The organism is Seonamhaeicola sp. (genome assembly GCF_028281565.1).
GTDB lineage: Bacteria > Bacteroidota > Bacteroidia > Flavobacteriales > Flavobacteriaceae > Seonamhaeicola.
The window spans coordinates 166,270-181,067 of record NZ_JANQJQ010000047.1; the positions used below are offsets into that span (position 1 = coordinate 166,270).

The 14,798-nt window shown below is 36.6% G+C and carries 14 protein-coding genes; 5 read left to right on the forward strand and 9 right to left on the reverse strand.

Annotated features, from left to right (window positions below; all coding sequences use genetic code 11):
• Positions 1–81: 81 nt before the first annotated feature.
• The 3 genes from Q0983_RS20295 to Q0983_RS20305 all read left to right on the forward strand — a co-directional run bounded on the left by Q0983_RS20295 (position 82) and on the right by Q0983_RS20305 (position 3,077).
• The gene (locus Q0983_RS20295) at positions 82–894 is read left to right on the forward strand and encodes an SDR family NAD(P)-dependent oxidoreductase (RefSeq protein ID WP_299557058.1); all 813 of its coding nucleotides are present in this window, start codon (positions 82–84) and stop codon (positions 892–894) included.
• Between the two features lie 102 nt (positions 895–996).
• Positions 997–2,265 (forward strand): MFS transporter, encoded by a 1,269-nt coding sequence (locus Q0983_RS20300; RefSeq protein ID WP_299557060.1) that lies wholly within the window; start codon positions 997–999, stop codon positions 2,263–2,265.
• A gap of 53 nt (positions 2,266–2,318) precedes the next feature.
• The gene (locus Q0983_RS20305; RefSeq protein ID WP_299557062.1) at positions 2,319–3,077 is read left to right on the forward strand and encodes a ThuA domain-containing protein; all 759 of its coding nucleotides are present in this window, start codon (positions 2,319–2,321) and stop codon (positions 3,075–3,077) included.
• A gap of 382 nt (positions 3,078–3,459) precedes the next feature.
• Here Q0983_RS20305 and Q0983_RS20310 read toward each other — a convergent pair whose 3' ends face one another.
• Both Q0983_RS20310 and Q0983_RS20315 read right to left on the reverse strand, forming a co-directional pair.
• On the reverse strand, positions 3,460–4,227 hold the full coding sequence (locus tag Q0983_RS20310; protein ID WP_299557064.1) for an ATP-binding cassette domain-containing protein: 768 nt from the start codon (positions 4,225–4,227) through the stop codon (positions 3,460–3,462).
• A complete protein-coding gene (locus Q0983_RS20315) occupies positions 4,227–4,964 on the reverse strand; it encodes an ABC transporter permease (protein WP_299557066.1) in 738 nt (245 codons plus the stop codon). Before Q0983_RS20315 ends, Q0983_RS20310 begins: the two co-directional genes overlap by 1 nt.
• A gap of 110 nt (positions 4,965–5,074) precedes the next feature.
• On the opposite strand from Q0983_RS20315, the gene pafA reads away from it, so the two are divergent.
• Positions 5,075–6,745 carry an alkaline phosphatase PafA gene (gene pafA, locus Q0983_RS20320; protein ID WP_299557068.1) on the forward strand — a complete coding sequence of 557 codons (1,671 nt, stop codon included), beginning with the start codon at positions 5,075–5,077 and terminating at the stop codon, positions 6,743–6,745.
• A gap of 19 nt (positions 6,746–6,764) precedes the next feature.
• Here pafA and Q0983_RS20325 read toward each other — a convergent pair whose 3' ends face one another.
• From Q0983_RS20325 to gcvP, 4 genes are all read right to left on the reverse strand, one after another.
• Complete coding sequence (locus Q0983_RS20325; protein ID WP_299557069.1) at positions 6,765–7,613, reverse strand: glycosyltransferase family 2 protein; 849 nt, start codon at positions 7,611–7,613, stop codon at positions 6,765–6,767.
• Between the two features lie 78 nt (positions 7,614–7,691).
• Positions 7,692–8,219 (reverse strand): methyltransferase, encoded by a 528-nt coding sequence (locus Q0983_RS20330; protein ID WP_299557071.1) that lies wholly within the window; start codon positions 8,217–8,219, stop codon positions 7,692–7,694.
• A gap of 3 nt (positions 8,220–8,222) precedes the next feature.
• Complete coding sequence (locus tag Q0983_RS20335; RefSeq protein ID WP_299557073.1) at positions 8,223–9,281, reverse strand: ketoacyl-ACP synthase III; 1,059 nt, start codon at positions 9,279–9,281, stop codon at positions 8,223–8,225.
• Between the two features lie 105 nt (positions 9,282–9,386).
• Positions 9,387–12,236: an aminomethyl-transferring glycine dehydrogenase gene (gene gcvP, locus Q0983_RS20340; protein WP_299557075.1), complete on the reverse strand. Its 2,850-nt coding sequence runs from the start codon at positions 12,234–12,236 to the stop codon at positions 9,387–9,389.
• Positions 12,237–12,356: 120 nt separating this feature from the next.
• Here gcvP and Q0983_RS20345 point away from each other — a divergent pair, with 120 nt between their 5' ends.
• Positions 12,357–13,190 (forward strand): hypothetical protein, encoded by an 834-nt coding sequence (locus Q0983_RS20345; RefSeq protein ID WP_299557141.1) that lies wholly within the window; start codon positions 12,357–12,359, stop codon positions 13,188–13,190.
• On the opposite strand, the gene Q0983_RS20350 is transcribed toward Q0983_RS20345, so the two are convergent.
• The 3 genes from Q0983_RS20350 to Q0983_RS20360 all read right to left on the reverse strand — a co-directional run bounded on the left by Q0983_RS20350 (position 13,187) and on the right by Q0983_RS20360 (position 14,774).
• A complete protein-coding gene (locus Q0983_RS20350; RefSeq protein ID WP_299557077.1) occupies positions 13,187–13,450 on the reverse strand; it encodes a hypothetical protein in 264 nt (87 codons plus the stop codon). The two genes, Q0983_RS20345 and Q0983_RS20350, sit on opposite strands and share 4 nt — an antisense overlap.
• Positions 13,451–13,452: 2 nt before the next feature.
• Positions 13,453–14,004 carry a sigma-70 family RNA polymerase sigma factor gene (locus tag Q0983_RS20355; protein WP_299557079.1) on the reverse strand — a complete coding sequence of 184 codons (552 nt, stop codon included), beginning with the start codon at positions 14,002–14,004 and terminating at the stop codon, positions 13,453–13,455.
• 77 nt (positions 14,005–14,081) lie between these two features.
• Entirely contained in the window at positions 14,082–14,774 is a 693-nt protein-coding gene (locus tag Q0983_RS20360) for a DUF2071 domain-containing protein (protein WP_299557081.1), read from the reverse strand.
• Positions 14,775–14,798: the final 24 nt, after the last annotated feature.

Sequence of the window (14,798 nt, forward strand, 5' to 3'; positions counted from 1 at the left end):
CGGTTTTACAAGTGTTCATAAAACCTGAATGCTTTAAAAGTAAAGCGTATTAAAAATATCAACTACCTAAATAAAACAATTATGGTCAAATTTATTTACAAAAACCTGAAACCAGTGTTCTTCAGTATGGCTTTATTATTTAGTCTGTATTCTTTTGGTGCTACGGATAAAACAGATGTAGAGTCAATAACCTCCAATGACAAAGCCGCTATCGTGACAGGGTCCAATAGAGGTATGGGGCTTGGTTGGGTTAAGCATTTTTTAAGTGAAGGTTATACTGTAATCGCAACAGCTCGTAAGCCGGAAAAAGCAACGGAACTTCAAGAGCTTAAAAAGAAGTACAAGGAGCAATTATTTATTCAGAAACTTGATGTGACCAGTGAAGAAGATCATGCGGCCCTTGGTGAAATGCTTAAAGAGCATAATATTAAAATTCATATAGCCATTAGTAATGCCGGTGTTACGGTTGAGGAAAAATTTGGAGAATGGACATCAAAATCTTTGCTTGCAAATTATAAAGTAAACACTATGGGGGCTGCTTTTTTTGCTCAGACAATCTCTCCTTATCTGGTGGAAGGCTCTAAACTGGTACAGTTATCTTCAGGACATGGCTCTATTGGCGGACATGCCAAAAGGATGACAGGTAAGATTGATGCCTATGGGCTAAGCAAAGCGGGGGTTAACATGCTGACAAAAAAATTGTCATTGATATGGCAAGACCGCAATATTATTGTAATATCAATCACGCCTGGTGGTGTTAAAACAGATATGAACCCTTGGGGAAAACTTTCCGTTGCCGAGGCTATTCCAATTATGTACAATACTATATCCGGTCTTACAATGGAGAATAGCGGAACATTCATTACCAATAAAGGTAAAGCAATGTCCTGGTAATTTTGTCATAATCTGTATTTCATTTAAATTCAACGGTTAAGAAACGTTTTGAATAAAACGATAGGTGTTTGCACCCTTTTCTTAAAGTCAAAATTTATAAAAATGATTAAAAAACTATTAAAAAAGGCTTCTGAGATAGAGGCTAACGAAATAAAGGCAACAGCGTTATCCTTCCTATTTGTTTTCATATTAATGTTGGCCTATTACATTCTAAGACCTGTTAGAGATGCCATGGCAAGTGATTGGTCTGATGCCGAGGTAAGCCAATTATGGACGCTGAATTTCTTTATAAGTACCAGTGTTGTAGCGCTTTATGGAATTGCGGTTTCAAAAATGAAGTTTAAGCTACTTGTGCCAAGTGTCTATGCTTTTTTTGCGGTAACGTTCATACTGTTTTATACTTCAATGTCATCTATTGAAGATAGCACCCTGGTAGATAAATGTTTTTATGTGTGGTTAAGTGTTTTTGCCATGTTTCATCTTTCGGTGTTTTGGAGCTTTATGTCCGATATATTTAATAAGGATCAAGCCAGGCGTCTTTTTGCTACCATAGCTGCGGGAGCTAGTGCAGGAGCCCTATTAGGGCCTATGATCCCAACCTTGTTTGCCGGGATTGGAACCGATAATCTAATATTGGTAGCGGCGGTATTACTATTGATCCCTATTCCTGTAATATTGACATTAACAAGGCTTAAAAGAAGTGAGCTAAAGAATGTGGATGAGACTACCGATACCAGTAAGTACAAGATTGGCGGTAATCCGTTTGCCGGTTTTAAATATTTCGTGACGAATCCATATCTATTGGCCATTGGTATATTCATTCTGCTTTATACCATGATAAGTACGTTTGTATACTTTGAACAAAAGAACCTGCTTGCTGAATTTGACCGTGCAAAGCGTACGCAAATATTGGGGAGTATAGACTGGATTATAAACGTTCTAACTTTTGGAGTTGCATTTTTTGCCACATCAAGAATCGTTAAGAAAATCGGCATGGGGCTCACCCTTGCTTTAATGCCCATAATAGTCTGTGCCGGTATATTGATTTTGGCCTTTGCTCCAATTATAGTGGTGTTATTAGCACTTCAAGTGGCACGTAGAGCTGGTAATTATGCTGTTACCAAACCGGCCCGTGAAATGCTATTCACCGAAGTAGATAAGGAAACAAGGTTTAAAGCAAAACCAGTTATTGACGTGGTGATTTACCGTGGAGGCGATATGACTACCGCCTGGATCTTTACAGGGTTAACCGAAGGTCTTGGTTTAGGATTTACTGCCGTTGGCGTTATTGGAGCTGGAATAGCCGCTGTTTGGGCCGGTGTAGGGCTTTGGATGGGTAAATTGTATAACCGTCAAAAAACAACAGAATAATCAATAGATTGTCAAGAGCAATCGCAAATAATTTCAATTAATTTTTAAATACTATGTATAATAATATGTCATTTCATAATTTAAGCTTATTCAAAATAAACAAAGCACTTGCTTTCGTTCCGGTATTTTTAATGCTGTTTATATTTCAATCGTCTTATTCTCAAACGTCCGTTTTGGTAGTACGTGGGGGACACCCATATGATACACCGGATTTTGAAAATATGTGTGAAAGTCTTGATGGTGTTAACGTAGATTTAGTACTGGATGCTCATTTTAAATCCATGAAATTGGAAAAAATCAAAGATAAGTATGAGGCTATTTTATTTTTGAATCAAAACAAATATTATGAGGAAACCAGTAAAACAAAACAGAAGTATGTGGACCTGACCAATGAAGGGGTTGGTATGGTATTTCTTCATTTTACCCTGTCTTCACAACCAAACTGGGATGAATATCACGAGATAGTAGGTGGGAAATGGTTTTTAGGAAAATTTACACCGGATAAAGCAAAAAGATCTACTTATTTCATAGATCGAGAAGTGCAGGTAAAAGTAGCCGATAAGAAACATCCGGTTACAAAAGGTTTAAAGGATTTTACAATGACCGACGTTTTTTATGGAAATATCTATTTGAGACCAGGTGTACATGTTTTATTGGATTCAGATGATGATGATTTGGCACCAATTGCCTGGACTCAAAAATATAATAACTCTAAAGTGGTTTATGTTATACCGGGGTATTCCAAAAAAGCTTTTGGAAACCCGTCATATAAAAAGCTAATTTCAAATGCTTTGAAATACGTAGGAAAATAAAAATGTAAGGAGATTGTGCAAAAAAATGGAGTTGCATCCCATATCCGTCATTCCAACTAACCGAAGGTCTTAGCGACTCCTCCCTTTAAAAAAAGGGAGGTGAATTCCGATGATAATCGGGATTCGGAGGGTTTAAAACTCCTCTTTCTTCCAGTTTCTTTGGGAAACTGAAATTCATTCTCCTCTTAAATTTAAGAGGAGAGCAAAAACAGTGGGTTATTAAGGTGTCGAAGCATGTTTCAGAACCTCACCATTGTAGCTATCAGGTGCTAATAGGTTCTGAAACAACTCTTAGGTAAGCTCAACGTGACGGTTCAGGTTGACAAATCCAATTTTCACATAGCCTTGTTTTTTAAATCGCCCTGATTAAAAGATATAAACACTACTCGTTTTCTTCCAGGTACATTTGGCGTACTTTTTTAAATAAGTTTGAAGAGTAAACAAAATCGGTAACCGATTCATTATCCGTTTTAAAAATCGTTTTATTGGAGCCTTCCCAGGCTTTTAAACCATTTTTTAAGAAGACGATCTTTTCACCAATTTCCATAACGGAGTTCATGTCATGTGAATTAATCACGGTGGTTATTTGATATTCATCTGTAATTTCCTGAATCAAATTATCAATGACAATAGCCGTTTTTGGGTCTAATCCGGAATTAGGTTCGTCACAGAAAAGATACTTCGGGTTATTCACAATGGCACGTGCAATAGCAACCCGTTTTTGCATACCTCCCGATGCCTCACTTGGCATTTTAAGATGCGCATCCGGTAAATTAACACGTTTTAGAACAAAGTCGGCTCTATCCTCCATTTCGCTTTTGCTCATTTTGGTAAACATCCTTAAAGGGAACATCACGTTCTCAGCAATGGTCATAGAATCAAATAAGGCGCTTCCCTGAAAAACCATCCCTATCTCGGCACGCAAATCTCGTTTTTGGTCTTCGCTTAATTTCGAAAATATTTTTCCATCATAGGAAATACTGCCTTCTTCGTAGGTGAACAAACCGAGCAAACATTTTAAAAAAACAGTTTTTCCGGAACCACTCTGACCAATAATAAGGTTGGTTTTCCCTTTTTCAAAAGACGTACTGATACCTTTCAAAATTTCAGCATCGCCGAATGATTTATGTAAGTTTTCAACAATTATCATTATCCTAGCATTATTCCGGTTAAAATATAGTTTAGTAGTATGATCACCACAGACGTCCATACAAATGCCGTGGTACTTGCTTTACCAACCTCTAAAGCACCACCTTTCATATAGTATCCGTGAAATGATGGAATGGTGGCCAAAACAAAAGCAAAGACATAAGTTTTAATGAATGAATAGGTCACATGAAACGCATCAAAATCTGTTTGCAATCCCAGAATATAGTCTTCCAAACTGGTATATCCGCCAAAAACGCAAGCTGCCATACCACCCAGAATCCCCAGGAACATCCCAATAGCAATAGCAAACGGATACAACATTAACGCAATGGTCTTTGGAAAAACAAGGTAATTTAAAGAGTTAATGCCCATAACTTCAAGCGCATCAATTTGTTCGGTAACACGCATGGTGCCAATACTGGACGTTATAAATGACCCTACTTTTCCCGCCATAATTATTGAGGTAAACGTAGGTGCAAATTCTAAAATAACAGATTGTCTGGTTGCAAAACCTACCAGGTATCTCGGTATTAACGGGTTTTCAATGTTAAGAGCGGTTTGAATGGTTACTACCCCACCAACAAAAAATGAGATAAATGCAATAATGCCTAGTGAGCCAATAATCAAATCGTCTATATCTTTTAAAATCAATGTTCTCATTACCTGCCATTTAGTTGGCTTTCGGAACATTTCTGCAATCATTAAAAAGTACAGACCAATATTATGAAGATATCGCATATAAAATTTTGTTACCGCTAAAGTAAAAAAAAGTTAGAGGTATTTAACTTTAATTTCAAATAATGATGCTTTAAAAACTGTATTTTTGGGCTTGTTAAAAGTTGATTAGAATGAAGTACATAATTTTACCATTATTGATTGTAGCCTTAAGTTTTTCGGGCAAAGCTCAAACAAGTATCAGTAAATCCGAGATAAACGATGTAGAGATTTCCGGATCTAAACCAAAATTGATTGTAGCAATCGTAGTAGATCAAATGCGTTATGACTATCTAACCCGCTTCGAAAACAAGTATGGAGCAGGCGGTTTTAAACGTATGATAAAAGAGGGGTTCAACTGTAAAAACAATCATTTTAATTACATACCAACTTATACCGGTCCGGGACACGCTTCAGTTTTTACAGGTACAACACCTAAAAATCATGGCATTATCGCTAATGACTGGTTTGATAAAAGTTTGAATAAAATGGTGAATTGTGTTGAAGATAATACTGTAGAACCCATAGGCACTACCAGTCATGACGGAAAAAAGTCGCCAATAAGAATGGTATCAACAACGTTTGCTGATGAAAATAGAATGTTTACGCAAATGAAAGGTAAAACCATAGGTGTTTCAATTAAACACCGGGGAGCTATTTTACCTGCCGGCCATACAGCAAACGCCGCATATTGGTTTGATTATGAGCATAATGGAAGTGGTAATTGGATTTCCAGTTCATTTTATATGAATGATTTGCCTGATTGGGTTAAAGCCTTCAATTCATCTGATATAACGGAATCCTATTTTAAAGTGTGGAATACATTTTATGATATCAGCACCTATCATGAAAGTGGAAGTGATAATAATAATTTTGAGAGAATATTCAAAGGAAAAGACACACCTACATTTCCATATGATCTAAAAAAACTTAAGGATTTCAATGGGAATTTTAAAATTATTACAGATTCCCCTTATGGCAATAGTCTAACCACTGATTTTGCGTTAGCTGCTATTGATGGTGAAGCATTAGGACAAGATAATGTAACAGATGTTTTAACAATAAGTTATTCCAGTACAGACAAGGTTGGTCATGACTTTGGTGTAAATTCTAAAGAAATTGAAGATGTGTATATCAGGTTAGATAAAGATTTAGAACGTTTATTTGTTACTCTTGATTCTAAAATAGGAAAGGGAGCATATACCGTGTTTTTAACTGCGGATCATGGTGTGGTAGAGGTGCCCTTGTATTTACAGAGTATAAAAATACCCTCAGGCTATATAAGAACCAGGGAGTTTAGAGAAAAGTTAAATGCTTTTATTTTAAAGACTTTTAAGGACTCAACTTTAATAAAGAACATCAGCAATAACCAGATATTTTTAAATAGGGAAAGGATAAAAGCCTTGGGATTGGATTTATCATCGGTTCAACAGGCTATTGTCAATGAAATTATTTCCAGTAAGAATATATATAAAGCCTATACTGCCACGGCTATGAGTACTGGTTCGTTTGCAGAAGGGATAGAACATCTTCTGCAAAACGGATATAACCAAAAACGCTCCGGAGATATTTTGACAGTTCCTTATCCGGGATACATTTTTTATCGTAAAACCGGTACAACACATGGTTCCGGGTTTAATTATGATACCCATGTGCCTTTGTTATTCTTTGGAAACGGGATAAAACAGGGTGAGACTTTGCAAAAAACAGTGATTCCCGATATTGCACCAACCATCTCAGCACTTTTAGGAATAAGCTTCCCTAATAGTACGACCGGTAAACCTCTGGAATTTGTTTTGGAGTAGTATGGACAGGAAAATTATTTCAACTAAATTTATTTAACATTCCTCTCCAACGTAATTGCCTGATAAATTTACCTTGTGCCTCGGTAACCAATGGTTCCGGTTTTTCTTTTTTCGCTTTAAAGTAGCCCCCTAAATAATCTTTGAATAATCTGAAGCTACCTTTTTTGAAGGCCAGTTTCATAGCAGATATTAAAGTAATGATGAAACCATAGCGCATTTTATACATAGCTTCGCCTTGTAAATATTTTGAAGCTTTATTGTAACTGATGCCAGTAGGTTTTAAGTGTTTTACGTGTAAGCTTTCATCGGTCAAAATCTCCCAATGGTAATATTTGGCTAATAGTTCATCAACAGTATCCCAGCCCATGGATGGTTTAAGTTTGCCTATGTCTAAAAAGCATTGTTTTCTATAGGCTTTTAACGCCCCTCTGATATGATCTTTTCTGGTAAGATTTTCCAGGGTCCATTTACCATTTCTCTCAATATAGCAAAAGCCCGAAACCATCCCTAAACGGTCATTGGCTTTAAAATGATTAGCAAGTTGTTCTAAGTAATTAGTTGGAAAAATTAAATCCGCATCAAACTTGCAGATCACGTCATAATTGCCATCAAGAATATCATACCCTTTATAAAATGCGTTTATAATTTTTGCCCCTGGTAAATGTTCATTTGATGATTTTGAATGGACCAGTTTTACATTATCGTATTTAAATGAATACCCTTCAACAACATCTAAAGTTTTATCTGTGGAGTTGTCATTCACTACCACAATTTGTTTTGGTTTTAACGATTGATTAACCAAAGAATCCAGGGTAAGTCCTATGGAACTTTCTTCATTATGGGCAGGAATAATGATATAAAATTTCATGTTATAAATTTCAAAATAAAAAAACCAAACTCCAAGCTTTTGGAATTTAGATTTTAAGTATTTCCTATTTGAGAATTGTTAGTTGTGAGCTCTTTCAGCGTAAACAATGTAGTATCTGGGAGTAAACCATCGTAAAATAGGGCGGATACCAATTTTTTTTGTCGGGTTGGTCCATTTTTGACGGTCCACTATTTTCCATCCGGTTTTTTCCAATAACCAGTCAAATTGCCAATCTTCAAACTCGTGATAATGTCTGTCCCGCATATCTGTTTTACTTCGGTAAGCAGAAGAAAACCATAATTTCAGAGGGACACTGGCAACCAATTTGTCCGCTTTAATTTCTTTTAAAACGGTATACGGGGATAATAAATGTTCGAATATTTCAAAAGCGGTTACAACGTCTGCTTTTGAATTGGCAATGCTACTTAAATCTTCGTCTAAATCCTCCCCTTTAGTATTTTCAACAGCATACCCGTGTTCCATCATAATTTTAGAAAAAGGGTTTTCTACACCCAAATCTAAAATAGATTCAGTATTAGAAATGTGTTTTTGTAAGAATGTAATAGTGTGCTTAAAGCGCTTATTGGGAAAGCTTTTCTCGTACATTAACTAATATTTATATACAATAGCATTTATATGCATACCGGCACCAACGCTGGCAAAAATAACCACATCACCTTTTGATAAACTGTGGTTTTCCATTTTGTTATTTTTAACCAAATCGAAAAGTGTAGGAACGGTGGCCACTGAACTATTCCCTAAAGTTTGAATACTCATAGGCATGATGTTGTCGGGAATATCGGTTCGGTAAAGTCGGTAAAAACGTTTAAGAATAGCCTCGTCCATTTTTTCATTGGCCTGATGGATGAATATCTTTTTTACATCTTTAATATCTGCACCGCTATTATCCAAACAGGCTTTCATGGCATTTGGAACATTCATAAGGGCAAATTCATAGATTTTACGGCCATCCATTTTTATATAACGCGTATCTCTACATAATTCTTGATTATTGGAATTCCCAAAGTACAGATAATAGGCTTCATCATAGGTGAAACTAGCCGTTTCATGAGCCAAAATACCACCTTCGTCATCAGTTGCTTCAATGATGGTAGCACCGGCACCATCAGAAAAGATCATGGCATCCCTGTCATGTTTGTCAACCACTCTTGAGAGGGTTTCGGTACCAATAACCAAACAGCGTTTAGCCATTCCGGATTTAATAAAAGCTTTTGCCTGAATAACACCTTCAATCCATCCCGGGCAACCGAATAAAATATCATAAGCCACACATTTTGGGTTTTTAATGCGTAAACTGTGTTTGATACGCGACGCTAAAGACGGAAGTAAATCTCCTTGAATGGTATTGTGTTTTACATCACCAAAATTATGAGCAACTATTATATAGTCTATGGTTTCCGGATCAATGTTGGCATCATCAATAGCCTTTTCTGCCGCAAAAAAGCCTAAGTCCGAAGCATCGTGATGAGGTTTCGCGTAACGGCGTTCAGCAATCCCTGTAATAGCCTTAAATTTTTCTACTATAACTTCGTTTGGAGCATTTATAGAGGAACCATCGGTATTTAAAAATTCATGATTATGAAAATTCTCGTTCTTCTCAATAGTGTCAGGTATATAACTCCCAACTCCCGTTATTTTAATATTCATAAAACCTGTTTTGCTACTAAAACTTTATTCAGAAGGCTAATATACTTGCTTTAGATGAATAACAAATCAAATAGTAATTTTCATTACGATGTTCAACAGGGCTAATTAGGCCTCTATATAGTCTTCAATAGGGGCACACGAGCATACCAAATTCCTGTCTCCATAGGCATCATCAACGCGTCTCACACTTGGCCAGAATTTATTATCCCTAATATACTCCAATGGAAAAGCGGCTTCCTCTCTCGAATAAGGGAAGTACCATTCGTTGGTCGTTATCATATCTAAAGTGTGAGGTGCATTCTTTAATATATTATTTGAGTCCTCCTTTGTTACACTGTCTATTTCTTTCTTAATGGAAATCATGGCATCACAGAATCTGTCTATTTCCTCTTTACTTTCGCTTTCGGTGGGTTCAATCATTAAAGTGCCGGCAACCGGGAAAGATACTGTAGGGGCATGAAAACCGTAGTCCATTAAACGTTTGGCGATATCTGTTACCTCAATGCCATTTGCCTTGAAAGGTCTGCAATCTACAATCATCTCATGGGCGGCTCTACCACGTTCACCAGAGTATAGGGTATTGTAATGGCCATCTAATCGATGTTTAATATAATTAGCATTTAAAATAGCTACTTTAGTAGATTGTGTTAAACCTTCGGCTCCCAACATTTTAATGTAGCCATACGAAATTAAGCAGGCTAGAGCAGACCCATAGGGTGCCGCAGAAATAGCTGTGATAGCTTTGGCACCACCTGTTTTAAATATCGGGTTTCCGGGAAGGAAAGGTGCCAGCTGCTTAGCAACGCATATGGGACCAACGCCCGGACCACCTCCACCATGAGGGATAGCAAATGTTTTATGAAGATTTAAATGACAAACATCAGCACCAATATTTCCAGGGTTTGTCAAACCAACCTGGGCATTCATATTGGCTCCGTCCATATAAACCTGTCCGCCATGGTCATGAATGATTTGGGTGATCTCTTTAATAGCCGATTCATAAACACCATGTGTAGATGGATAGGTTACCATTAAAGCAGCTAAATTATCTTTATGCAGAATCGCTTTTTCACGTAAGTCGTTAACATCAATATTGCCTTCGTCCGTAGACTTTGTTACCACAACTTTCATTCCGGCCATCACGGCACTTGCCGGATTTGTTCCGTGTGCCGATGACGGGATCAAACAAATATTTCTATGACCTTCACCACGGGATTCATGGTAGGCCTTAATAACCATTAATCCGGCAAACTCACCTTGAGCACCGGAGTTTGGTTGTAATGAGGTTGCCGCAAAACCGGTGATTTCATTAAGCTGGTTTTCCAGTGCTTTTAAAACTCTTCTGTAACCTCTGGCTTGCTTTTTAGGAGCAAAGGGATGAATATTTCCCCATTTAAACCAACTCAACGGTAACATTTCGGAGGCGGCATTCAGTTTCATGGTGCAGGAGCCTAAAGAGATCATAGAATGGTTAAGCGATAAATCTTTTCTTTCCAAAGATTTAATATAGCGCATCAGCTGCGTTTCTGAGTGATGCTGATTGAACACATCCAGTTCTAAGAATGACGATGTTCTTTTAACAGAGTCTTCTATATTATTTGCAGGAGTCACTTCGGAAATTAAAACAGTTTCTTTGTTAGCAGCTTCTGCAAAAACCGAAATCAAATAATTGATATCCCTTATAGAGGTCGTTTCATTAATGGAAATGGTCACCGTGTCCTTATCCGGGTAACAAAGATTGACTTTCTTCCGGGTTGCTATTTTCTTTATTTTTCCAGCCTCTGTTTTTATTTGAAGTGTATCAAAGAATGACGTGTTAACCTGTTTGTAACCAAAACTTTCTAAAACTTCAGCTAGTTTTGATGCTTTGTTATGTATTTTATTGGCAATGAATTCTAATCCTTTTGGCCCATGGTAAACAGCGTACATGCCTGCCATGACTGCCAATAATACTTGAGCGGTACAGATGTTTGAAGTCGCTCTATCCCTTTTGATATGCTGCTCTCTGGTTTGCAACGCCATACGCAAAGCCCTGTTGCCATTGGCGTCTTTTGTTACGCCAATAATTCGCCCGGGAATGTCTCTTTTAAAAGCTTCTCTGGTAGCAAAATAAGCGGCATGCGGGCCACCATACCCCATAGGAATTCCAAAACGTTGTGTGGTGCCAACCACTACATCGGCACCAAAATTACCGGGAGCTTCCAGCTTCACCAAACTCAAAATATCAGCAGCTACGGCAACCTTGATTTGAGCGTTTTTAGCATGCTCAATAAAGGATTTGATATCGGTTATCTGACCATCTCTTCCCGGATATTGTAACATGGCCCCAAAGAATTCAGAAGAAAACTCAAAATCTTCTTCTTTTCCAACAACCAGTTCAATGCCTATTGGGTTTGCTCTTGTTTGCAACAGTGATAGTGTTTGTGGTAAAACATTATCTGAAACAAAGAACTTATTAATACCGGCTTTCTTTTGAGCACGTTCTCTCACGGCAAATAACAAGCTCATAGCTTCTGCAGCAGCTGTACTTTCATCAAGAAGTGAGGCATTGGCAATTTCCATTCCGGTAAGTTCCAAAACCATAGTTTGGAAGTTTAAAAGGGCTTCTAATCTGCCTTGTGCAATTTCGGCCTGATACGGGGTATAAGCTGTATACCAACCCGGATTTTCTAAAATGTTACGTTGAATAACAGCGGGCATTACGGTAGGGTGATACCCTAAGCCTATATAGGTCTTGTAAGCTTTGTTCTTTTTAGACAGATCGTGAATATGAAGTAAATACTCATGCTCTGTCATAGGGGCATCCAAATTCAAACCATTGTCTAAGCGGATATCATCCGGAATGGTTTCATAGATTAATTGTTCCAAAGATTCTAAACCAAGCGTTTCCAACATTTGTTTCTGGTCTTCTTCATTCGGACCAATATGACGCAGAGCAAAAGCGTTTGTATTCATTCAATTACAATTTATTATACAAACCGCAAAAATACGTATTATTTAATGTTGTTTGTTGCTTATACGGGAAAGTTTTTAACCATTTGATAACGTTATTAACAGTTTAATTATTTTTGTTTGATGACGGCTTTAAAACAACTTTTAAACTTTTACATAAATAGTAGTATTCATGTGGCCTTGGCGGTGAGTTCGTTAACATGGATAACGCTCATGGAATTTCAAATTCCTTTTGATAAAAGCCTGTTGTTTTTTGTTTTTTTTGCATCTGTTACCGGCTACAATTTTGTGAAGTATTTTGGTCTTGCGAAATTTCATCACAGACGTTTAGCCAATTGGTTAAAAATGATTCAGATCTTTTCGTTTTTCTGCTTTGTATTGATGTGTTTTTATGCATTAAAACTGGAAACGAAAACGCTATTATACATTCTTGGTTTTGGCGCTATTACATTTTTTTATGCTATCCCGTTTTTACCCAAACATTTTTTTGTAGACAAGCAGCAAAACTTGCGAAGTATTGGCGGACTGAAAATATACTTAATTGCTTTGGTATGGAGTGGCGTAACCGTTTTTCTGCCTTTTATCAATAATGATATTGCTATAAATACCGATGTTTTTATAACCGCTGTTCAACGTTATATCTATATCATTGTATTGATGTTTCCATTTGAAATCAGGGATTTACGGTTTGATAATTTAAAGCTATCCACCATTCCGCAGAAAATAGGCGTAAAGAGAACCAAAGCCATTGGAGCTATGACTCTTATAGTCCTATTAATGATAGAGTTTTTTAAAGAGGAGCTATCCGTAAAAAGACTTGTAGTTTTGGTAGTAGTTGTGATATGTACGCTGTTGGCGTTATTATTTGCTAAAATAGAACAGGGAAAGTATTACAGTGCTTTTTGGGTTGAAGGCCTACCCATTTTGTGGTTGGGGTTATTACTGATGTTTAACTAGTTTGCTTGTTCTTTTATAGCCTTGTCCAGCTCTTTTTTCATGTTTTTTTTGCAATTAGGATCTAAACACTCCACATTAGATTCCTTTATTTTTTTTGTCAGCATGGTATTATTCTTATAATAGGCTCTTGTAATTTTGCACCATGATAGTCTGATATTCAGTTTAAATTTTTCCCATAAACTGGCTTCATCATATTGTGCTTTGTCGCATATGTATTGCGCTTCTTCGCAGCTTATAAATAAAAACCCCTTTTTCTTCATTATTAAAACCAATTTTCTTTTAAGCAACTAGCCATGGCTGTACGTGCTCTATGGATTATTACCCAAAGGTTAGACGCAGTAATATTTAGTTCATTACAAATAACCTCGGTTTCAAAACCTTGTATTGTCTTCATTTTAAAAACTTCGGCTTGTTTTTCGGGAAGTTTGCTTAAGCAGTCATGAATAGCATCTCCCAATTCACTATTTTGCATAGTGTCTTCAGCAGTTTTGTCAAACGGGTCTGCAACACGTTCTTCCAGCCAATCGCCTTCAGTCTCGTCATCTTTATAATTAATTCTAACTTCGGCTTTTCCTTTATTGGAATTGATTTTCCGATAGTGGTCAATAATTTTTCTTTTTAGAATAGAGATAAGCCACGTACGTTCACTGGCCTCACCCTTAAAGTTTTTCATTGACTTTAAGCCCGCCAAAAAAGTATCCTGAACCAAATCTTGGGCCACCTCTCTATCACTGATACGTGTAATGGTATAATTGTACAAATAATCAGAATATAAATCGATCCACTTATTTGGATTAACCTGATGGTTAGGCATTGTCTAGCAATTATTTTTAGTATCCCAAAAATAAGATAAAAAAATGAATATTTTAAAAACAATGATTAACACTGAAGTTATTGGAGCATTCCCTTTTGAACCTGGACCTCTGAACCGTTTACCAAATAGGTAGACAAGTGTTTTAAGTTTTTAAAGTTGGCCGGCAAAAGATCAAGTAGTTTAGAATCTAAGTTTGAACTGTCCATTTGATGGATTTCCCAAGGTTTGTGGTATATATTATATCGAACTGTTTTTCTTTTTTTACTTTTTATGAATGCAATGTATCTGTCAACAACAAAATGTTTCAATGAGTTTTTTTGAAGTTTATCGGTTTTTGTACCAGCCTTAGCTTTAATAGTTGCTACTTTATAATTGTATTGTAGCTCTATACGATCTCCTTTCTTTAACTTTTTTAAACCAATCGCTTTAAAAAAATACGGTTCGTTATAAATCTTATTGCCAACTAGTGCGATTAAATGTTTAGGAGCAAACTCTCTTATGAAAACAACACCCCTGGAACCATCTGTTTTGGATTTAGCGTAAAACCGAAAGTTTATTTGTCCGAAATGTTGATGAAAGGGGACTTTAATACCAAAGAATTTTACTTTTGAAAACGTAAAAGCTACCAAACTGATCAAAGCTTTTCCATTGAACAGATCTAATTCCGTATTAATAGGCAAATAAGGCTCAAGTATTGATTTGTCTACCTCAAAGGTTGATATAATCAGGTCTTTCCATTCGCAGGTCATAAAGATGTTAGTTGGTTTCATTTTATTTATTTTTAAACTTTCAGA

Bases quoted from the DNA above. Each gene is read 5' to 3' on its own strand.
- Q0983_RS20295 (WP_299557058.1), top strand. From the start codon at position 82: ATGGTCAAATTTATTTACAAAAACCTGAAACCAGTGTTCTTCAGTATG.
- Q0983_RS20300 (WP_299557060.1), top strand. From the start codon at position 997: ATGATTAAAAAACTATTAAAAAAGGCTTCTGAGATAGAGGCTAACGAA.
- Q0983_RS20305 (WP_299557062.1), top strand. From the start codon at position 2,319: ATGTATAATAATATGTCATTTCATAATTTAAGCTTATTCAAAATAAAC.
- Q0983_RS20310 (WP_299557064.1), bottom strand. From the start codon at position 4,227: ATGATAATTGTTGAAAACTTACATAAATCATTCGGCGATGCTGAAATT.
- Q0983_RS20315 (WP_299557066.1), bottom strand. From the start codon at position 4,964: ATGCGATATCTTCATAATATTGGTCTGTACTTTTTAATGATTGCAGAA.
- pafA (WP_299557068.1), top strand. From the start codon at position 5,075: ATGAAGTACATAATTTTACCATTATTGATTGTAGCCTTAAGTTTTTCG.
- Q0983_RS20325 (WP_299557069.1), bottom strand. From the start codon at position 7,613: ATGAAATTTTATATCATTATTCCTGCCCATAATGAAGAAAGTTCCATA.
- Q0983_RS20330 (WP_299557071.1), bottom strand. From the start codon at position 8,219: ATGTACGAGAAAAGCTTTCCCAATAAGCGCTTTAAGCACACTATTACA.
- Q0983_RS20335 (WP_299557073.1), bottom strand. From the start codon at position 9,281: ATGAATATTAAAATAACGGGAGTTGGGAGTTATATACCTGACACTATT.
- gcvP (WP_299557075.1), bottom strand. From the start codon at position 12,236: ATGAATACAAACGCTTTTGCTCTGCGTCATATTGGTCCGAATGAAGAA.
- Q0983_RS20345 (WP_299557141.1), top strand. From the start codon at position 12,357: ATGACGGCTTTAAAACAACTTTTAAACTTTTACATAAATAGTAGTATT.
- Q0983_RS20350 (WP_299557077.1), bottom strand. From the start codon at position 13,450: ATGAAGAAAAAGGGGTTTTTATTTATAAGCTGCGAAGAAGCGCAATAC.
- Q0983_RS20355 (WP_299557079.1), bottom strand. From the start codon at position 14,004: ATGCCTAACCATCAGGTTAATCCAAATAAGTGGATCGATTTATATTCT.
- Q0983_RS20360 (WP_299557081.1), bottom strand. From the start codon at position 14,774: ATGAAACCAACTAACATCTTTATGACCTGCGAATGGAAAGACCTGATT.